We start from the raw sequence: 19,356 nt of genomic DNA on the forward strand, positions 1-19,356 counted from the left end.
GGAGGGCGGTGGCGTCGACGAACTGGTGGCTGTCTTTCGTAGCAATCGCCGCCGACGCAATCTGAGCCGAAAGGCAATCGCTTGACAAATGAGCGCTCGGCCGACGCGACCGGGAAGGTCGCGCCGGCCGCTCGCTCCTGGGAGGATCAGGACTCCAGCCAGACTTTCTCGAAATGCTGCTCAAGCGCCTGGTGCTGTTCGCAGCCCTGCACGCCCTTGCGATAGGTGCGATAGACCGAGCGCCAATAGGGCTGGATGATGATGCCGGCATCGCGCAAATTGGTCTCGATCTTGCCCATGATCTCCTTGCGCTGGGCGGCATCCGGCGTTGCAAGCGCCTTGTCGAGAAGCTCGTCGAACTCCCTGTTCGAATAGGCGCTTTCGTTCCAGGCGCCACCCGATTTGTAGGCCAGCGCCAGCACCTGCACGCCGAGCGGGCGGCCGAGCCATTCGGTGCAGGAATAGGGGAACTTGGCCCAGTCGTTCCAGAAGGTCGCGGCCGGCAGCACTGTGCGCTTGATCTTCAGGCCGGCCTCGCGGATTTGCGCGGCGATCGCGTCGGCGGTGCTCTTTTGCCATTCGACGTCGACCGAGATCAGCTCATATTCGTGGTCGGCCTTGCCGGATTCCGTAATCAGCTTCTTGGCCTGTTCGACATCGCGTTTGGCCGGGCCGATATCGGCGAATTCCGGATGCATCGGGCCGACATGGTGGTTGTCGGCGGGCTTGCCGCGGCCGTCCAGCCCGAGCTTCAGCACGGCCGCATTGTCGACCGCAAGCTGCGCGGCTCGGCGCACCTTGACGTCGTCATAGGGCACGTTGGAGACATTGAAGCGCGCGACGATGGTAGAGCCGGTGGCGATCTCGGAGTTCTGCAGGCCCATCTGCTCGGTCTGCGACACGGCGTCCGCCGTGGTCTCGTGGTCGGTGTCGATCTCGCCGGATTCAAAGGCCGACAGCGTGGCGTTGGGATCGGAGCCGTAGTCGACCCATTTGATGCCATCGAGATAGAACTCGCCCTTCCACCACGGCTTGTCCTTGCGCTTCACCTCCGCGCCCGTCTCGGCGTCCCAACTCACCAGCTCGCAAGGGCCGGTGGTGATGGCCAAAGCCTTCTTCGGATCGGCATCGCCCTCATAGGAGCGGTGCATGATCAGCGCCGGATAATCGGCCATGCCGGCGATCAGCGAGATGTCGGGCTTCGGCAGGTTGATCTTGACGGTGTAGTCGTCGACCTTCTGGATGCCGCCGTCTACCGGCTTCTTGGTGTCGGCATTGACCAGCGCGCCCATGCGCGCCGCGACCGAATTGCCGGCTACCGAGGCATCGCACCAGCGGTTGAGGTTGTGGATCACGTCGTCGGCGTTGAAAATGTCGCCGTTCGACCATGTGACGCCTTTGCGCACGTGCAGCGTGATCGTCTTGGCGTCGTCGCTGGTCTCCCAACTTTCCAGCAGCCAGGGCTCGAAGGAGAAGTCGGTTTTCCAGCGCACCAGATATTCGTTGCACTGGCGCGCGACATTCGACATCTCGACGCCGTCGAAGGTGCGCGGGTCTTTAAAGCCCTTGACGTTCATAGCCACGCGCAGCACGCCGCCCTTTTTCGGCTCGGCGGCGCGGGCAGGCGAGGGAGCGATCCCGCCCAGCGCCATCGCTCCGGCGGCGCTGACGCCGAAGCCGGCCATCAAGGCCAGATATTCGCGCCGACTGATCGCGCCCTTCTTGAAATCGTCGGCGATCGGCTTGGCTTGCGGATGCAGTTTTCTGTCGGTCAGCATGAATTTCATCGTCGTTCCCTCTGTTGTTGGGCGCTCCGGGCCGCCATGCGGGGCGGATGCGTCCGCCGGAGCGCCGTTGCCTGCGAGGGAATGATAGGTCCGCTTTCCGCCGCGAAATGGTTGGGTTTCCGCAGTTCTTGTGCGCTGTTCCGCAGGTTAAAGTTGGCCAGGGCGCCGCCGCCCCCTCATCCGGCCGCTTCGCGGCCACCTCTCCCCGACGGGGAGAAGAGACTGGCGCCGGCGCTGACCGATTCCTCTCCCCTCGGGGAGAGGTCGGCCGAGCGAAGCGGAGGCTGGGTGAGGGGGAGCGGCCTCAATACGGCCACTTGCCCCGCCCAAGCGCACTGATGTCCGCAACAATCCTCCGAAACGCCTCCGCCGCGCGCGGCACCGTCATCCTTGCCCGCAGAAAGCTGTGCACCAGCCTCGGCTCCTCGCGCCACCAGGCGCGGCCGCCGGCGGCAAGGATGCGCTCGCGATAGACTTCGCCGTCCGACGACAGCGGATCGCATTCGGCGGTGACGATGATCGTTGGCGGCAGGCCGGAGAAGTCGCGGTCCCTGAGCGGTGAGAAGGTCGGATCGTCCGTCGACTGCCCGGGCGCGGACCGGATGCGACGGTAGAACTCGATGTCGCTTACGCTGAGCAGCGGCGCTTCGGCATGCTCGACATAAGAGCGCCCGGTCTCGTCGCTGCTCAGCCCCGGATAGATCAACATCTGGCCAACAGCCTGCCGTTCATGGCGCCGCGTTGCCTGCGCCACCGCAGCGGCGAGATTGCCGCCGGCGCTTTCGCCGCAAAGCACGATCGGCAGTGTGCTCGTCGCGGCGACCCATTCGAACACTGCCAATGCATCGTCGTAGGAGGCGGGGTGCAGATGCTCCGGCGCCAGCCGGTAGTCGGCCGAGACCACCTCGAAACCGGTGCCGGCGCAGATTTCGGCGCAGATGTCGTCATGGCTATCGAGGTCGCCAAGGACAAAACCGCCGCCATGGTAATAGACGACGGTCGCCGCCGCCTTGCCCGCCATGCGATAGTGCCGCACCGGGATCGGATGCGTCGCCGTCGCGACGAGGCCGTCGCTGGTCGTCACGCCCTCGGGACGAGCCTGATGAAAAGCCGCGCACATCCGATTGTAGACCGCGCGCTGCTTCGCGATCGGCGCGGCGACGATTTCCGGCGGGTACCAACTGTTGACCTCGTCGATATAATCCCACAACTCCGGATCGAGCCGGTCGGCATATTTGCCACGGCTCGACGGATCGGTTGGGGCTCTGGTCACTGCCATCAGAGCTCGGCGTAAAGCCGCGCCGCGTTCTCGAATGTGAAGCGCAGCGGCACCGAGCCTTCGACCTGCCACACCTTCACGGTGTCTCCCGCCAACAGCCGGCAGGCGTCGAGCGTGTTGGTGACGGCGCCGCCATAAAGGCGGTTGGCGAGGTTGAGGATGCCAGTCTGGTGCATGGCGGCACTGGCGCTGCCGCAGGCATCCTTGACCAAAAGCACGCGAAAGCCGCGCGCTACCGCGTCCTTCACGGTCGCGTCGATGCAGGCCTCGGTCCACACGCCCGCAATCACCAGCCATTCGATGCCGGAGGCCTTGAGCTTGTCGCCAAAATCGTTCTTGCCGAAGGCGCTGGCTTCCTGCTTGACCAGCGTGGCTTCGCCATCTTGCGGCGCCACTTCATGGCAGATTGCGGTCAGCGGATCGTCCTTGTCGGAAAAGGCCGATTTCCCGCTTTCATCGACTGGGTGGAACGGCCGCGCCGCGGCGAGATCGACGATATACGCCCAGTGGTAGAGCGGCACGAAGTTGCGCCGCGCCGCCTCCTGCAGGCGCTGCACATTGGCGAGGATATCGGCAAAACCCTCGACCAGATAGCGTTTGTCCCTGCGATGCTCCTCCTGGAGATCGATGAACACCGCGGCCACCGTGCCGCGTCGGATGGAAATGGGTGCTTTCATGCGTATGCTCTCGAGGGGTGCCGTGGGGCATCGGAATGTGCCGCAGCCTATCAACTTCGTCATTCCAGGGCGAAGCAGCCGCGAAGCGGCGTCGCGAAGACCCTGGAATCCATGCCGTTAGGTTCATCGGAAGAGTGCGGACTAACAGAATTCTGCACCGTTGCAACGCTTCGTCGTAACGGCATGGATTCTAGGGTCTGCGCCGCGTCGCTCCGCTCCTTGCTCCGCCCTAGAATGACGACGGCAGGTACGCAACGGATATTCTCTAAGCTTTGCGATATCGCACCGCAGATAGCAGTGGACGCCGGCATCACTTCGCTCATTCCAGAAACTCGTCCTCATACGGGAAGCGCGAGAGCAGCTCGGTGCCGGTCTCGGTGATCAGGATCTCGTCCTCGAGCTTGACGCCCTCGCGGCCGCCTTTCTCGCCGATATAGCTTTCCACGCTCACCACCATGCCGGGCACGATGACGCCGTCGCGGCCGTAGGTTTCGTAATCCATCGAATGGGCGATGAACGGCGTCTCGCCATGCATGCCGACGCCGTGCATGACCGAGGTATAGCGCTGGTCGACGAAGCGGTCGGGGATCTTCCAGGCCTTCTCGGCGATCTCGCGGAACGCCATGCCGGGCTTCACGATCGAGATGTTGTGCTGCACCTGGTCATGCGCCATGCGGTAGAGCGATTTCTGATAGGGCGTCGGCTTGCCCGGGCCGCAGCGGAAGGTGCGCGAGAAGTCGGAATAATAGCCGTAGCAGCCGATCGTATCGGTATCGAGCGCCAGCAACTCGCCCGGCCTGATCTTGCGCCCGCTCGCCTCGTTGAACCATGGATTGGTGCGCTGTCCCGAGGTGAGCAGCCGGGTCTCGATGAACTCGCCGCCTTGGCGGATCACCTCGCCATACATGATGGCGAACAACTCGTTCTCGGAAACGCCCGGCTTGATCGCCTCGCGCACGGCCGCCACCGCGGCCTCGGCGCCCGCCATCGAGGCCAGCAGGCATTTCACTTCCTCTGGCGTCTTGACCGCGCGCACCGCCAGGATCTCGCCCTGGCAGTCCTTCACCTCGCAGCCGCGCTTTTCCAGCGCCAGCGCCTGCAGATGGCTGCAGCGGTCGAGCCCAAGCTTCATCGAGCCGCCGCCATGCTTCCTCAGAAGCTCGGCGATCTCGTCGGCGAACGGCCCCGCGGTCTCGTCGTCGCGGCCCGACACCGATGACCAAACGAGCTTGGACGGCCGCGCCTCGTCGATCGTGTCGAGCACCATCGAGACATGGTAGCTCTGCGGATATTCGAACAGCACGATCGGCCCTTCGGTGGGCACGAAGAAATAGCGGGTCGAGTTGCGCAGGAAATAGCCGAACATATTGCGCGAACCGGTGGCGTAGCGCTGGTTGTATGGATCGAACAAAACGACGCCGCCATAACCCGCCTCGCGCATCCAGGCGCGCAGCTTGGCCAGCCGCCCCTTGCGCAGCGCGTCAGCGTCGATGAAGGACGGCTCGGTGTCGGACAGCCACATGCCGCCGGCCGGATCGGCCGCGACGGGGTGGCGCATGCGATCCTTGAAGTCCACATCCTCGGTGCTGTCGGGGTCGAATACGACGATGCTCATGTGCGGCCTCCTGTTGCGGAGAACATGATCTATACGTCACACGAAGTGTGTGCGGATTCCCGCAGATGTCGTGCCGGACGCCGCAGGCTAGCGGGCAACGCCGTGATCCGTCCCGCCAGCGTTTCATCGCGTCAGCGCGCACAAACGCACTAATGCCGCCGCATCGCTTTCGGCGCGTGCCCATGCTCCTCGCGAAACGCCCTTGCAAAGCTCGACATCGAAGCAAAGCCGCAGGCTAGCGCCACATCGCGCACCATCAGCGTCGAATGCGCCAGCAGATCGGCGGCGCGCTTCAGCCGCAGCCGCCGGTAATATCCGTTCGGCGAGATATCCAGCTCGGCGCGGAAACTGCGCTCGAGCTTGTCGGGCGAGACGCCGAGCCGTTCGGCCAGTTCCGCCATGCCGAGCCTTTCCTCGACCGCATCCTCCATGATGGCGATGGCCGACAGAACCAGCTCGTTCTGGACGCCGGTGCGCAGCCTGAGCGGCATCAGCTTGCGGTCGACGCTCGACCGCAATGGCGAGTGCACGAACCATTCGGCGACACCAGCCGCAAGCTCGGCGCCATAATCGCGCGTGATGATCTCCAGCATCATGTCGAGGCTGCCGACGCCGCCGGCCGAGGTGAAACGCTTGCGGTCGATGACGAAGAGATCGCGCCGAAGCTCGATATCCGGAAAAGCCTCGGTGAAGGCTGCCTGGCTGGTCCAGTGCAAGGTGCAGGCATGGCCGTCGAGCAGGCCGGCGCGGGCGAGGAAGAATGCGGCGTCGGCGACAGCGCCGATATGCGCGCCGCCGCGCAGGCTTTTGCGGATCCAGCTCATCGCCTCATCGGCCACGACATGATCGGCGTCGCCACCGGAACACACCACGATGCGGTCGACCTTCGGCGCGTCGGCGGCCGAGAAGCCGGGCTGAATGACGACGCCGTTCGATGCCTCGACGCTACCCGCATCGGCGCCGACGATCACCCATCGATAGCAGTCGCGCTTGGCAAGAATGTTGACGGCGCGCAGCGGCTCGATGACGGATGAAAATGCCATCATCGGAAAGCCGAGAAAAACCAGCACCGCGAAGGTAAGGGGCGCTTCGCCCGCCGCCTGTTTTGCCTGGCTGCGCCCGCTCATGGCTGGCGGCCGTAGCGCGGCAGCACGATATCGGCTGTGAGCGGCGCGAGATCCATGCCGCTTGCCAGTTCCGGGTTCAGCCAGATCATCTCCTCGATCTCGGCGGCCGGAACCGGCTCGCCGATGATGGAGAGTTCGAACAGCTCGGCCTCGACGCAGGTGTCCGGCTCATTGGCGGCGGGCGCCGAGAAGGAACCGAGATGGAAGGCCGCGGCCGGATCGACGGCAACGCCCAGCTCCTCGCGCAATTCGCGCGCAAGGGCGGCGGTGGGCAATTCACCCGGCTCGATCTTGCCGCCGGCCTGCATGAAGACGGTCGTGCCGCGCTTGCGCACCAGAAGGAGCCTGCCGCCGTCGTCGCGGATGACAGCGGCGGCGATGCGGATCGTACTGGCCCTCGCTGTCTTGGAATGGCTGGAGGTCACGATGGGCTGTTTCCCGGCGGCTGGTGGCAGAGGGGAGGGACTTTATCGGGCACGTCAGCGCTCTTGCAACGGAGAAACGACCAAGAATGCCTGCGGCAACCGCCGCAACTCGCCCTTATGCAGCTTTCTTGACCTGTACGCCGATGCGACGTACATAGATGTGCGAAGGAGCAAGAACATGGAAAATTTCCATGATGAAATTCGAGAGATCGAGGAGCGCAGCAGCGAGCGGATGAACTTCCGCACAAAACCGCGCATCAAGAAGGCCATTCAGCAAGCCGCGGCTCTTGCCGGTGTCGATGACTCGGTTTTCACAATGAACGCCGCCTATAAGGCCGCCATGGAAACGATAGAGGCTCATGAGCGCACCGCTCTGCGGCCTGTCGATCATGCTGCCTTCTTTGCGGCTATCGACAATCCCCCACCGCCAACGGACCGACTGCGGGCGTCGTTTGCCCGCTATGCCAAAACCGTCATTTCCAAGTGACGCGGCAGCCCGAAGTCGCCAATGTCATAGAGCCGTTCGATCCTGAAAAGCATGATCGAACGGCTTTTTTCTGTGGCGTGGATCAGGTCGACAATTTCTTCAAAAGGACAGCCAACAAACTGTCCAAAGCCGACAATCTTCGTGTCTTCGTCATGCTCAGTCCAGCCGAAGACCTGATCGGCTTTTACGCCATCAATTCACACTCGGTGGATTACAGCGAGTTGCCACACAAATATGCGAGAACCCGGCCAGGAAATGGGAGCATCCCCGCGGCCTATCTGTCCATGATGGGTGTTGACCTGCGATTTGCAGGCAATGGATATGGCGGCGATCTTCTGCTTGACGCGCTGGCGCGCATAGCGAGGGTTGCCGAGCAGATCGGAATTGCCGTTGTCATGCTGGATGTACTGGATTGCGGCGATCCGGCCAAGATAGCGCGCAGGATGAAGCTCTATGTCGATCATGGCTTCACCGCATTGCCGTCCAACGAATTGCGACTGTTCCTGCCGATCAAAACCGTTCAGGAACTGATGATGATGCATAGCAACCAGTAGGCCAAATCACTCGGCTTGCAACGGAGACGACTCGAATGTTTGCGGCAACCGCCATCGACACCAAGGACAAGCCGGCCTTCTACAAGGAGTTGGCCACGCAATTGAAAGCGCTGCTCGAAGGCGAGGGCGATTCCGTTGCCAACGCCGCCAACACCGCGGCGCTGATCTATCAGATGGTGCCCGACCTCAACTGGGCCGGCTTCTATTTCCTCGCCTCCGACGACGAGCTGGTGCTTGGGCCCTTCCAGGGCAAGCCCGCCTGCGTTCGCATCGCCGTCGGCAAGGGTGTCTGCGGCAAGGCCATCGAGCTCGACATGTCGATGCTGGTCAAGGACGTCAACGAATTTCCCGGCCACATCGCCTGCGATGCCGATTCGCGCTCGGAGCTGGTCGTGCTTCTGCGCGATGCCGAAGGCGCGTTCGGCGTGCTCGACCTCGACAGCCCGATGCCTGGGCGCTTCGACAAGGAAGACTAGGCAGGCATCGAGAAGCTCGCCGCGATCTATGTCGCGGCGTGCGAGTTCGAGGATGACAACGAAGACTGAGAGGTGAGGCGGTCTCGGCCTGCCTCAGACGAGCTTCACCAGCGTCAGGCTGAAGACAGCGATGAACAGGAAGGCCGAGAAGGCCAGCATCAGCGGTCGAAGACCGCGCGAGCGCAGCTGGGAAATATCGGCCTGAAGGCCCATGGCGGCGAGCCCCATGGTCAGCATCACCTGGGCGGCCAGGGCGATCGCGGCATGAACCTGAACCGGGATCGCGATCAGGCTGTTCAGCGCCACCACCGCGAGGAAGGCGACGACGAACCAGGGTAGCGGCGGCCTGGCGCCGGAAGTGTCTGAGCTGCCGCGGCGCGCCATCAGGCCGAGCGCGATCACCATCGGCGCCAGCATGGCGACACGCGTCAGCTTGGCGACGGTCGCCGTCTCGCCGGCAAGCGTGCCGTTCTGGAAGCCGGCGCCGATCACCTGCGCCACCTCATGGATCGAGGCCCCGGCCCACAGACCGAAGGCGTGCTGGTCGAGCCCGAAGACCGGCGCCAGCAGCGGAAAGCCGAGCATGGCGACGGTGCCGAACAGCGTGATCGCGGCAACCGCGTAGGTCACGTCCTCGTCGCGCGCGTCGGTGACGATGTTGGTGGCGACGATCGCCGAAGCCCCGCAAATCGAGGTGCCGGCGGCGATCAGCTGCGCCAGCTTGGCCTCGACGCCGATCAGCTTGCCGAGCGCGACGGTGAAGAGGAAGGTGGCACCGAGCGTGGCCGCGACAATGCCGACCCCACCGAGGCCGATGCCCGCGACCTGGCCGAACGTGAGCTGGAAGCCGAGCAGCACGATGGCGAAGCGCAGCAGGCGCTTTTGCGAAAAGGCGATGCCGGCCTTGGCGTGGGCGGGCAGGCCGAGCACGTTGGAATAGATCATGCCGGCCACCACGGCCAGGATCATCGGGCTGAACAAGGTGAGGCCGGACAAACCGCGCGCCGAATAGGCGACGCTGGCGATCATCGCCACCAGGACCAGTCCCGGTACCACACCGGCTGAGATCGAGGTCAGGGCAGGGCGCTTGCGCTCGGCGTTGACCGGGTTCAGATCGATTGGAAGATCGTTCGCGGTGACGGGTAGGAATGACAATTCAATTCTCCAGGCGCGCTCGCCGCCGAAATGCCATTCCAGAACCAATCTTTCCAACGAATTATTTGAGTTATAATGATCGCCTTTTGCGAACGATCATCGCCGACCAGTGGGCTCAACAGGCGCTTGCGTTTGACAGGGCGTATGCCGCCCCGTTATCTCTGGCGGTATACGACGACAATCCACACAATCGAGCACCCACGGCTGGCCGAGGAAAAACCATGTCACACAATCTGCAGTTCTATATCGACGGCGCCTGGGTCGATCCTGTTGTGCCGAACACACTCGACGTCATCGACCCATCCAACGAGGACGCGTTCGCGCAAATTTCGCTCGGCTCCAAGGCCGATGTCGACAAGGCGGTGGCGGCGGCCAAGTGCGCCTTCGCCACTTTCGGCTTCACTTCGGTCGAGGAACGGCTCGACATCCTCAACCGCGTCATCGAAGTCTATAAAAAGCGCAGCAAGGACCTTGCGCTCGCCGTCTCGCGCGAGATGGGCGCGCCGCGCCAGATGGCGCTGGACAGCCAGGTCGGCGTCGGCCAGGCGCATCTGGAGAAGATGGCCGAGGTGCTGAGGACCTTCCAGTTCCGCCACATCAAGGGCTCCTCGCTCATCGTCAAGGAGCCGATCGGCGTCGTCGGCCTGATCACGCCGTGGAATTGGCCGCTGAACCAGATCACCTGCAAGGTCGGTCCGGCGCTTGCCGCCGGCTGCACCATGGTGCTGAAGCCGTCCGAGATCGCGCCGCTCGACGCTATCATCTTCGCCGAGATCATCGACGAGGCCGACGTGCCGAAAGGCGTCTTCAACCTCGTCAACGGCGACGGCCCCGGCGTCGGCCAGTCGCTGGCCAGCCATCCGGATGTCGACATGATGTCCTTCACCGGCTCGACCCGCGCCGGCATCCTGGTCGCCAAGGCAGCGGCCGACACGGTCAAGCGCGTGCATCAGGAGCTCGGCGGCAAGTCGGCCAACATCCTGTTCCCCGATGTCGATCTGGAGCGGGCCGTCACCAAGGGCGTCGCCGGCTGCTTCTCCAACAGCGGCCAGTCCTGCAACGCGCCGACCCGCATGTTCGTACCGCGCGACTGCCATGACGACGCCGCCGGCTATGCGAAGAAGGCGGCAGAGAAATTCACCGTCGGCCCGGCCGACGCGCCCGCGTCGAAGCTCGGTCCGGTGGTGAGCCAACTGCAGTTCGACAAGATCCAGGACCTGATCCAAAGCGGCATCGAGGAAGGCGCCACGCTGGTCGCCGGCGGTCCCGGCCGCCCGGCCGAGCTCAACCGCGGCTACTATGTCCGCCCGACGGTCTTCGCCAACGTGACGCACGACATGCGCATCGCCAGGGAAGAAATCTTTGGGCCGGTGCTGTCGATCATGCCCTACGACACAGTCGAGCAGGCGATCGAGCAGGCCAACGACACCGTCTTCGGCCTTGCCTCCTATATCCAGGCCAAGGACATCGAGAAGGCGCGCCAGGCGGCCGCCCGCATGCGCTCGGGCACTGTCTACATCAACTACCCTGCCTGGGACGCGGGCCTGCCCTTCGGCGGCTACAAGCAGTCCGGCAACGGCCGCGAATATGCCGAATACGGTCTTGAGGATTTCCTCGAGACCAAGGGCATCGCGGGGTATGCGGCGGCGAAGTAGGGCACTGTAGCCAGTGATCGTCGGCGCTAAAAAGGCGCGGTTCAACCGCGTTATTAATGTTTGAAAACAAGTCGGCCAGGGACGGCCACTATACTCAAAGATTGATCCACCGGAGACATCGCCTGGTCGGGATGAGATGACACGTATTAGGCTTGGCTGATGCGATTAGGGCTGGCTGACTGCCTGTGTTTTTCGAACAATCGGAGCTTTGCCGGATATCCAAGCCGTATCGACGTTTGGCAGCCCCCGCATTTGAATGTAGCCACGGACTTGAACCAGGAGCCTTTCCGGATAATCGGATGCCGGCATCTTGGACATTCGAATCTGAGATCTGTCTCATTCAGGTTTTGAGGAATCGACATTTTGCCACACGCTCCCTATGCACCTACCGATAGCACGTTAAAGTAGCAATGTTTCAGGCCTGCGACCGCCAGACTACCGCGTTGTAACGAGAGTGATTCCTGGCAACGGAACTGCGCTCAGGGCCAAGCGTCGTGCTCGACCGACCGAGCATTTGGTTGCAAGGTGACCTTTCCGCGAAACACACCAGAAAGGATATTTGGTAAGAATTAATTCAACCGGGCCGAGTATGGTGAGGGTGGCGGCTCCAGCTGGGTGGGGGGTGCGTTTGGCCAGAGCCGCCTGCACGGTCATTGTGTGGCAGTAGACCGCGCTGTGTCAGAATAGAACAGCGCGATCTATAATTAGTTAATGCTAATTAAATGCGGCGGCTACCCTAACGGCCGCCGACTCGCCGTGGTTCATTGTGGGATGGCCTGCCGGCGTACAAGCTGGGCGTGGTTGCCAGCGTGGTTCACCAACGTCGCAATTTGAAAATGCCGCTCTTTCCGAATTTCGAGCAATTGACCTGGCAACCCGAGGGCATAGGTCTTCCGGTAGGGTGTGGTGAAGCGCGAAAAGCCCCGCCGGCGAGATGCCTGCGGGGCCTTTCTCAGCGGATAGTCGATTAACGACGATCGCTTCCGCGGCTATCATGGTGGCCGCCGTTGTTCGCGCCCAGGCACATGGCATAGTAATCGTCATGGTTGCTGCACGAATTGAGGGTCGCCTGCTGAGCATAAGCCGAACCAGCAAAGCCGGCGACAGCAACAATGGCGAGAATTGCATTGCGAACAATCTTGGACATTTCGATTTTTCCTTTGTTTAAATTCCGGTCTGGCCGGTCGATGGCGGTTTTCCTGCAGTTTGGTTTCGGTTTGATGGCGCTTGAACGTAAATCTGTTTCGAAACAGCAACGGCAGTAGCCGAGCCGGCCAGACGCCTCGCTAGCCATGGCGGCTCGTTTGCATACAAATGTTTCAAATGCTGTCCTTCTCGTTACGAGCCTTGCGCTTGCGTGCAACGCGGCGGAAACGATCGTCGGTCATCCAAGGCGCCATCATGAAGGCGGCGGGACCCCCGTTACAGCCATGGCGAATTGAGGATAAACTTTATGTCGATCCTGAAGACATTGAACCGCATGGGCGCGGCCTTGAAATATGCGCAGGATGCCCGCAACCCAACGCGGATGCGGAACGGCATGCCGTCCGACAATCAGCTGGATACTTGCTGGCCGGTGATGCCGACAACCAAGCATCTGTCCTCGAACATCTGGGGCGGGATCTGAGATAGCGATCGCTCGGAAGCCCGATCGTCGACCTGCGCATGGCAATCGTCACCTCGCGAGCCGCAGGCAACGCGCCGTAGCCGCGCTTCTCGGCACCTGCCGAGCTCGTCGCGAGCGTGTCGACGTGCGATTTATCCGCGCCCCGCCTCGATGATGCCGACCATCGCCCGGGTAAATTCGACCATGCTGTTTGCGGTGATGGCGGCATTGTCGGGGGATTGACCGATGTGCTCGGCCGCTCCGCAACAGGACCGGCGGATGCTGTCGTAGTATGGATCTCTCTCATCGTCCCGTAGTGCAGCCAAATTCAGGGCGCGATGGTGGATCATGCGCAGTAGCTGCGCCAATGCTGTTTCGACACTCATGCGTTTTGCTCCGCATCGGTCGAGCGTCTCGGCACACCGAGTGCCGGATCGTCGATCGGGAGATTTCCCGAGTCGAACAGGCTGCACAGTAGCCATTAATATATCGTTGATTGCTAATGTAAGAAGCGCATCGAGCATCACTACGTTCAGATGCGAAGGGTGCCGATCCGAGGTGCGGATGACATATGGGCACAAACTGGCGATGTTCGAGCGACACCGGCACTTGGCGGTGAAAGGCTCAAGTAAGCGGTTGAAGGCCGCCTGTGCGCCGGGATGCGGATAGGCGTCGGCACGCATTCCCAATCAGCATCGTCAAGGCCGTATGATCGTGGTTCGTTAAGGCGAGCGCGCGCGGAAGGAGGAGCGATCCTGGAAATCTGCGATCGGCCACAGACAGAGCGTCAGGAACCTGCCCGCCGCGCAAAATGCTCATAAGTCATCCGCCAGGGATCGCTCTCGGCAGCTCTTTCCTCGCCGATCCAATGGAAGCTGTCGGCCGTGATCTCGGTGAATCGCCAACGCGCTTGCAGGCCGCGCGAGTCATGGCCGATCTGGACGATGTCGTTGCCCTCGGCCCGCCCGATCTGGCGTGAGTAATTCTGGTTGAGCGGATCGCTCCAGAGGATGTGCCAGCCGTCGATGCCGGGATCGAAGACGCGCAAGGTGGTGCCGTACATGGTCGACGGGGCAGGGCGCCTCGGCCTGATCCAGAGGTCCTGGATGGCGCGGCCTTCGAGCACCCAGCCGAAATGGCATTCGCCATCCGATTTGCGGATAGCGCCATCGTCGAGATGCTGGACCGTGTCCATGTCCCAGCTGCCGATCAGCCAAGCGTACAGGTCCATGTCTTTCGCCCAATCGGCGGAAGGGCCATCGGAGGTGAGGGCGGTGAGAAACGGGGACATTGTGGTCGTCATCACTTTCTCCAAGGCGAGCAGGGAGCTGGAACATCGCCGCAGTAACTTGCGGCGTTGTGGTTTCTGGGTCTTGGGAAAAATTGCTGTGTTGCCGCTATCGATCGTCCCCCACAGCATCCTTGATGCAGCGGATTCATCCACTAGTTAACTCCGTGGGCACCGTATTCGCCAGTTTTTGCCTTGGGGCAGCGGCGGTTTAGACGTTCTGACCGCATGCCGCGCAAGGACGGCTGGGCACATTTGGAGACTACCGTGCGTCAATCCCTTGGATTCAGCTTGGCTTGTTTTGCATTCGCTTGCTCGATCGCGGTAGCTTGCGCTGGAACTGCAGCCGCCGGCCCGCACGGCGGAGGGCATCATGGTGGCGGCCATCAGGGTGATGATGGAGGTCAGGGCAGCCATGACAACGGCGGCAAAGGCAAGGGCAAAGGACCTGCCGGCGATCCCGGCGATCCCGCTGATCCCGGCGATCCCGTCGGCAACAGCGGCAGTCCGCCGTCGAACGATGACGGGATCAGCACCACTCCAACGGCCTCAATACCGTCAACTCCAGCTGCCATTGTCGACCTGTCCACAGACGGCGGACATTCGCTCGGCCTCCCGCCCGCCCTGCAGCCTCTTGAAGACAACACTGTTCTATCAGCGGTCCACCCGATCGAAGCGCTGCCCGGTGTCCCGGATAAGGTCGTTCGCGCCTGTCAGGACGCAATCGAGCAGGCCGCCGCCAAGTTTGGTGCGGCCAGTGTGCGCGTCAGCAGCGCAGGTTCCATACGTCGGTTGAGCAAACGCAAGATCTCGGCCCCCATTCAGGTCAGCATCGACTATATGCATCAGGGACGGGTGGAGACGCGTCAGGCGCCGGTCGGGTGCGAATTGAACGCGAAAGGCAGCGTGATCGGTCTGACATAGCGCAGAGCGCGGAACTCCTTGCGAAAATTCACCCTCTTTTCCGAGCCTCCGTGTGTTGCGAATGGTGCAGGCCAATGACTGGAGCCTTCACCGTCGTCGCTATCGTTTTGAATTCAATCCGACGTCGGGTGTATTGGTCGGAGGGCAAAGGGAAGCGCGATAGTACGCACGCGGATCACCCGCGAGGAGTTGCGAAGCTTGCTGCGCGTAGTCGTCTTCTGGCTGACAGCATTCATCTGACCGGTGCCGGCCGATGCGCGGCCAGAGCGAGGCTGCAGCGGCGGCTCAATTTGCGCGCTGCGGCGCTCAGCCCTGAGCTTGTCATTGTCCGCGCGTTTGGCAGCCAGGTCGCGGGCCAGAGCAACGGTGGCTTCACGTTGCTCGTCCAGAGCCTCTTTCAATCTGAGGGCGGCCTGTCCCAAAAGTGTTCGAGACGCGTCGCGCTCGAGGCGGGCTTTGTCGAGGTCCTCACGGGCGGAGACTGCTGAAGCGCGTTCTCGTGTCAGAGCCTGCGTCGCTTCGGCTGCAGTCTGCTCCGCACGCTCTCTTGCTGAGACAGCCCTGGCTCGTTCCTGTTCAGCCGCGTCGCGCTCGAGGCGGGCTTTATCGAGGTCCCCACGGGTCGATGCTGCGGAAGCGCGCACCAGGGCGAGAGCCTGCGTCGCTTCGGCTGCAGTCTGCTCCGCACGCTCTCTTGCCGAGACAGCCTTGGCTCGTTCCTGTTCAGCCGCGTCACGCTCGAGGCGGGCTTTGTCGAGGTCCTCACGGGTCGATGCTGCGGAAACGCGTTCTCGTGTCAGAGCCTGCGCCGTCTCGGCTGCGGTCTGCTCCACCCGTCCTCTCGCTGTGGCTGCACCGGTTCGATCCCGCTCAGCCTTATCCGCGATCGCGGCCTTGGACAGTTCCATTGCGGCGAGGTCGCCACGAAGGTCCTTCGACTTCCGGCGCTCGTCGTCAAGCACTCCGTTCACTTGCGCAAGCGAGGCCTTGGCGCTGGCGCGGTCCTCGGCGGCCGTGGCCTGAAGCTGTGAAATTTGCGCCCGCGCTTGGGATAGGTCGCGCGCCATCAATTCAGTTCGCTGACGCTCCAGATGAGCAGCCGGCATCTGCGTAACGACATAGTTGATGCTCTCGCCCAGCAGCCTGCGAGCGTCTCCCGCAAGGCGCTGCAATGCGTCATATGTGCGGGCTGCCGCGAGTTCGTTGCGCAAACGCTCCCCGTATGCGTTGTCGGCTGCTGCCATGCTTGTCCTCAGCGCGTCGACCTGCTTGCGCGATTCCAAGAGCGCACTCTGCAGAGAGGCGCTTCTGGCGCGCTCTTCTTCCACAGTTCGGCGCTCCTGGCCGGCCAGATCCTTCGCAGCGGATGCCTGAGCACGAGCAGCCTCGACTTCAGCCTTGGCAGCCGCGAGATCCGGGCCAGGCGATTCGGCATTCGTACGTCCGTCGCCCTGGGCTGGTCCCTCCATATCCAATGCAGCACTCGCCGGAACCGTGAAGGATCGCGAAAGATCGGGCTGGGAGGGATTCTGGGCCCGCGAAATGGCGGGGGCGCTTTCGACCCAATTCTGTCTCGTCATCGTATAGCCAAGCGGCACGGCCAGGCAGATCGTGGCGATGCCCAGGCCTGATACAAGACCGATAGGCCAGCGAACACGGGGGGCCGTAGCGCTGTTTGTCGGCGAAGCGAAGGGCAGGTCGCCTGGCGAACTCTCATAAGCTTCGGAGATCATCTCGAAATGCTCGATTCGCACCCCGAACTGACGGTAGTTTGCATCCTGAGGCCGGGCATCCGCATCCGAGGACACGACAGCCTGAGAAGAACCAGGTCCGGTTGCAAGGTCGACCGGGCGTTCCCAGACCCAAGGAACCTCCTCGAGAGGAACAGGCTTGCATTCTTTCAGGTAGGCATTTGGTTTCGGGCGACTCCGCAGCACTGCGACAAGGGCATGCCGGAGCACAAGAAAGACGCCCGCCAGTACGAGTATCGCAATCCCCCCCTGAATGGCGAGATCTGTGTTATTTGTGTAAATTTCGGCAAGATGATTTGGCATCGTCGTGCCCATGCGGTCTTGGGTGCAACTTAAGTTCGCGAAGCGGTGTTTTGGTCTTCTCCCAGATGCTGGCTAAAGCTGCTGCTGCTCTCGAAAGCTGTCGCTGCTTCGGGCCTGCAGTGCCGTGCGAATGTATTTGTTGCGTTGCGGAGCGCGGTCGTGCGCCGGCAGAAGATGCCGGCGCAGAAGATGTGCGCTCGAACCGAAGCTCGAAGATTCCGTGGCCGCCGGTTGTCGCCCGCCGTCAACGTCCCGAAAAGCCGACTCGCACCTTTCCATCGTCAATATCCCAAAAATTCTCCCACGGTGCGTTCCAATCCGCATTTTTGGGGAGTCCGGACGGTCCATTCTGAATTCTAAGCTAGGTCACAGACCCCCACGGTCAACCACCTCGGCAGGACTTCCGGCCATGCAGAACGGCCATTGTGATGCCCGCTCTTCGCGCGTGTCTGAGTCTCCGTTCAAACTCGATAGGCGCCTCGACAACGCCTTCTATGATCGAATGTCTGCGCATTGGTCGAACAGACGCGTCTCCTGCGTGAAATCGCGGCACGGCGAAGCCGGAGAATCGTAGATGGGGAACGGCGAAAGAAGCTTGTGGAACCAAGTCGTCCACAGGACATCCAGTTTGGCTGGGGAACCTGGATTCGAACCAGGACTAACGGAGTCAGAGTCCGACGTCAATTTCGGCCGAAGGACTCGCGTAAGCTATTGATTTTATTGGCCAGCAAAGAACTCATAGGATCCGAGAAGCAGGATTCCGGCTGTTTCAGGGGTTCCGCGCTGTACGATTGATTCCTAACAGTTTTTCCGGAGTTCCGGCGCGTCCGTGCGACATGGTTGCGACATGGACGCTACTCTATCAAGGGGCTCACGAATCCTTGTGCGACCAATCGTTTGGTGGCAAATGCCGGCCGGGCGCGCCAACGCCCGGCCGATGCGCAGCCAGCCGCCGAGCTGGTGTGAACCCCACCAGGTTCGCAGGTTCGGCACAAAACGCAAGGGGGGAGATATGGCGACCGAATACGCTGACATCGAAGACATCAACGGCAATGTGATCGGCCAGCTCGATCTATCCACCATGCGGGTGCTGGCGCCAAATCCTCGGGTCGACGAAGCCGTCACCAAGGGCGAGCCGATCTACATGAGGAAGAAAGGCGCCGGGATCGCAACGATCCTGACGCCGGACAAGCCGAAGAAGCGCCGGCGGTAGATCACACCTTGTCGCAGCGATAGGTGCTGGATGCGCGAATTACCCGGCTTCGGGCAATAGCCGAGCAGCTCGGCCCACAGAATCGGGCGGAGGAGCGGTCGGACTGAAAATAGGTCTGGCAGTTCTCGCACTGCCTCGGCGCGCTCTTGGCGGCCTTTCGCGCGCGATCGTACCGAGCCTGGCAGCGCTTGGAGCAGTAGACCGCGTGGGGCGACGCCGGCTGAAACAGCTCTTCACAAGAAACGCAGGCCCGCGCCTCATACTTCTTCCGGGACTTCGACTTCGCGTAGCAGACGTGCGAGCAATAGGCCTGCTCGCTGTTCTTTTTCGGTGAGAACGTATCGCCGCACTGGGCGCAGACCGTCGTGACCGGGCGAACGCGAATCGATGCGTAGGCGCATTCGGAGGAACAGAAGCGCCGCTCGTCAGATGTCGGCTTAAAGATGTTGCCGCACTGCTCGCACGGTTTAGGCGCCGGCCTGGCAGCGGCGCGCGCCAGCCGAAGCTCGGCCATTGTCATGGCCTCTCCAGACCGCCGGTGCTTTTCCTTCACCGCCGCATGTCTGCAGAGATCATCGCAGTATTTTCCTGCGACTGCCTCTCCGGCTGGGATCGGCGCAGAGCATCTTACGCAATGCGCACGCTCGAGCTTTGTAGCGCCTTGTTCCAACACCAATCCTTGGGCCTCATCCCAGGTCGGGCGAACGGCGCCAATCTGCTTCAACGCGGCGGAAACGACATCGGCGGCCGCGTTCTCGGCGTCGTTCCATGACCAGCCCTGAAGGCAGAGCGACGACCGCAGGCCATGGCGGCAGGAAGCTTCGAACTCAAAGTAGGTTGGATCCCCGGCCTTGAGGATTTTGACCGCTGTATCGACAAGATGTCGGCGGCGGTCCTGGTTGAGCAGCCGTGGCTTCCTCGATTTCGATCTCGCCGCGGCTAACTGGCGCAACCGATAGTTGGCCTGTTCTTGCCCTATGCGAATGAGTGTGAGGGTCTGTTCCGTGATGGCGAGCACGTGTCGGCGTCCTCTC

General features: G+C 62.2%; 19 protein-coding genes. 7 read left to right on the forward strand and 12 right to left on the reverse strand.

From position 1 onward, the window contains the following. Nucleotides 1-146: 146 nt before the first annotated feature. The 6 genes from FJ425_RS13250 to FJ425_RS13275 form a co-directional block, all read right to left on the reverse strand. Nucleotides 147-1,787: an ABC transporter substrate-binding protein gene (locus tag FJ425_RS13250; RefSeq protein ID WP_140723995.1), complete on the reverse strand. Its 1,641-nt coding sequence runs from the start codon at nucleotides 1,785-1,787 to the stop codon at nucleotides 147-149. A gap of 304 nt (nucleotides 1,788-2,091) precedes the next feature. Beyond that, nucleotides 2,092-3,066 carry an alpha/beta hydrolase gene (locus tag FJ425_RS13255; RefSeq protein ID WP_140723998.1) on the reverse strand — a complete coding sequence of 325 codons (975 nt, stop codon included), beginning with the start codon at nucleotides 3,064-3,066 and terminating at the stop codon, nucleotides 2,092-2,094. Continuing rightward, nucleotides 3,066-3,743: an isochorismatase family protein gene (locus tag FJ425_RS13260; RefSeq protein ID WP_140724001.1), complete on the reverse strand. Its 678-nt coding sequence runs from the start codon at nucleotides 3,741-3,743 to the stop codon at nucleotides 3,066-3,068. The genes FJ425_RS13255 and FJ425_RS13260 overlap by 1 nt, the downstream gene beginning before the upstream one ends. Nucleotides 3,744-4,062: 319 nt before the next feature. After that, nucleotides 4,063-5,358 carry a Xaa-Pro peptidase family protein gene (locus FJ425_RS13265; protein WP_140724004.1) on the reverse strand — a complete coding sequence of 432 codons (1,296 nt, stop codon included), beginning with the start codon at nucleotides 5,356-5,358 and terminating at the stop codon, nucleotides 4,063-4,065. 149 nt (nucleotides 5,359-5,507) lie between these two features. After that, nucleotides 5,508-6,485, reverse strand: coding sequence for a GlxA family transcriptional regulator (locus FJ425_RS13270; protein WP_140724007.1), 978 nt, complete (start codon nucleotides 6,483-6,485; stop codon nucleotides 5,508-5,510). Beyond that, on the reverse strand, nucleotides 6,482-6,910 hold the full coding sequence (locus FJ425_RS13275) for an NUDIX domain-containing protein (protein ID WP_140724009.1): 429 nt from the start codon (nucleotides 6,908-6,910) through the stop codon (nucleotides 6,482-6,484). Before FJ425_RS13275 ends, FJ425_RS13270 begins: the two co-directional genes overlap by 4 nt. A gap of 178 nt (nucleotides 6,911-7,088) precedes the next feature. Between FJ425_RS13275 and FJ425_RS13280 the strand changes: the two genes are divergently transcribed. From FJ425_RS13280 to FJ425_RS13290, 3 genes are read left to right on the forward strand one after another with little or no spacing between them, the layout of a single operon-like run. Beyond that, nucleotides 7,089-7,397 (forward strand): DUF1778 domain-containing protein, encoded by a 309-nt coding sequence (locus FJ425_RS13280; protein ID WP_140697869.1) that lies wholly within the window; start codon nucleotides 7,089-7,091, stop codon nucleotides 7,395-7,397. Then, complete coding sequence (locus tag FJ425_RS13285; RefSeq protein WP_140724012.1) at nucleotides 7,394-7,951, forward strand: GNAT family N-acetyltransferase; 558 nt, start codon at nucleotides 7,394-7,396, stop codon at nucleotides 7,949-7,951. The genes FJ425_RS13280 and FJ425_RS13285 overlap by 4 nt, the downstream gene beginning before the upstream one ends. Nucleotides 7,952-7,986: 35 nt before the next feature. Then, nucleotides 7,987-8,427 carry a GAF domain-containing protein gene (locus FJ425_RS13290; RefSeq protein ID WP_140724015.1) on the forward strand — a complete coding sequence of 147 codons (441 nt, stop codon included), beginning with the start codon at nucleotides 7,987-7,989 and terminating at the stop codon, nucleotides 8,425-8,427. Nucleotides 8,428-8,520: 93 nt separating this feature from the next. On the opposite strand, the gene FJ425_RS13295 is transcribed toward FJ425_RS13290, so the two are convergent. After that, nucleotides 8,521-9,546 carry a YeiH family protein gene (locus FJ425_RS13295; RefSeq protein ID WP_246677933.1) on the reverse strand — a complete coding sequence of 342 codons (1,026 nt, stop codon included), beginning with the start codon at nucleotides 9,544-9,546 and terminating at the stop codon, nucleotides 8,521-8,523. Nucleotides 9,547-9,803: 257 nt separating this feature from the next. Between FJ425_RS13295 and FJ425_RS13300 the strand changes: the two genes are divergently transcribed. Then, nucleotides 9,804-11,237, forward strand: a complete 1,434-nt coding sequence (locus tag FJ425_RS13300) for an aldehyde dehydrogenase family protein (RefSeq protein WP_140724018.1) — start codon at nucleotides 9,804-9,806, stop codon at nucleotides 11,235-11,237. Nucleotides 11,238-12,204: 967 nt separating this feature from the next. Here FJ425_RS13300 and FJ425_RS32000 read toward each other — a convergent pair. Further along, nucleotides 12,205-12,531, reverse strand: a complete 327-nt coding sequence (locus FJ425_RS32000) for a hypothetical protein (RefSeq protein WP_246677928.1) — start codon at nucleotides 12,529-12,531, stop codon at nucleotides 12,205-12,207. Nucleotides 12,532-12,690: 159 nt separating this feature from the next. Between FJ425_RS32000 and FJ425_RS31530 the strand changes: the two genes are divergently transcribed. Next, on the forward strand, nucleotides 12,691-12,864 hold the full coding sequence (locus FJ425_RS31530) for a hypothetical protein (protein WP_181175901.1): 174 nt from the start codon (nucleotides 12,691-12,693) through the stop codon (nucleotides 12,862-12,864). Between the two features lie 131 nt (nucleotides 12,865-12,995). Here FJ425_RS31530 and FJ425_RS13315 read toward each other — a convergent pair whose 3' ends face one another. Both FJ425_RS13315 and FJ425_RS13320 read right to left on the reverse strand, forming a co-directional pair. Continuing rightward, nucleotides 12,996-13,526, reverse strand: coding sequence for a hypothetical protein (locus FJ425_RS13315; RefSeq protein ID WP_140724021.1), 531 nt, complete (start codon nucleotides 13,524-13,526; stop codon nucleotides 12,996-12,998). Nucleotides 13,527-13,630: 104 nt separating this feature from the next. Then, nucleotides 13,631-14,287, reverse strand: coding sequence for a hypothetical protein (locus FJ425_RS13320; protein WP_246677929.1), 657 nt, complete (start codon nucleotides 14,285-14,287; stop codon nucleotides 13,631-13,633). 111 nt (nucleotides 14,288-14,398) lie between these two features. Here FJ425_RS13320 and FJ425_RS13325 point away from each other — a divergent pair, with 111 nt between their 5' ends. Beyond that, nucleotides 14,399-15,055, forward strand: a complete 657-nt coding sequence (locus FJ425_RS13325; protein WP_181175903.1) for a hypothetical protein — start codon at nucleotides 14,399-14,401, stop codon at nucleotides 15,053-15,055. 113 nt (nucleotides 15,056-15,168) lie between these two features. Here the strand turns inward: FJ425_RS13325 and FJ425_RS13330 are convergent, their stop codons facing one another. After that, nucleotides 15,169-17,121 (reverse strand): hypothetical protein, encoded by a 1,953-nt coding sequence (locus FJ425_RS13330; RefSeq protein WP_140724024.1) that lies wholly within the window; start codon nucleotides 17,119-17,121, stop codon nucleotides 15,169-15,171. A gap of 1,000 nt (nucleotides 17,122-18,121) precedes the next feature. Between FJ425_RS13330 and FJ425_RS13335 the strand changes: the two genes are divergently transcribed. Continuing rightward, on the forward strand, nucleotides 18,122-18,322 hold the full coding sequence (locus FJ425_RS13335; RefSeq protein ID WP_140724027.1) for a hypothetical protein: 201 nt from the start codon (nucleotides 18,122-18,124) through the stop codon (nucleotides 18,320-18,322). A 1-nt stretch (nucleotide 18,323) separates the two neighbouring features. Here FJ425_RS13335 and FJ425_RS13340 read toward each other — a convergent pair whose 3' ends face one another. After that, nucleotides 18,324-19,340, reverse strand: coding sequence for a hypothetical protein (locus FJ425_RS13340; protein WP_140724030.1), 1,017 nt, complete (start codon nucleotides 19,338-19,340; stop codon nucleotides 18,324-18,326). Between the last annotated feature and the right edge of the window lie 16 nt (nucleotides 19,341-19,356).

It is taken from the genome of Mesorhizobium sp. B2-7-2 (assembly GCF_006440775.1).
Lineage (GTDB): Bacteria > Pseudomonadota > Alphaproteobacteria > Rhizobiales > Rhizobiaceae > Mesorhizobium.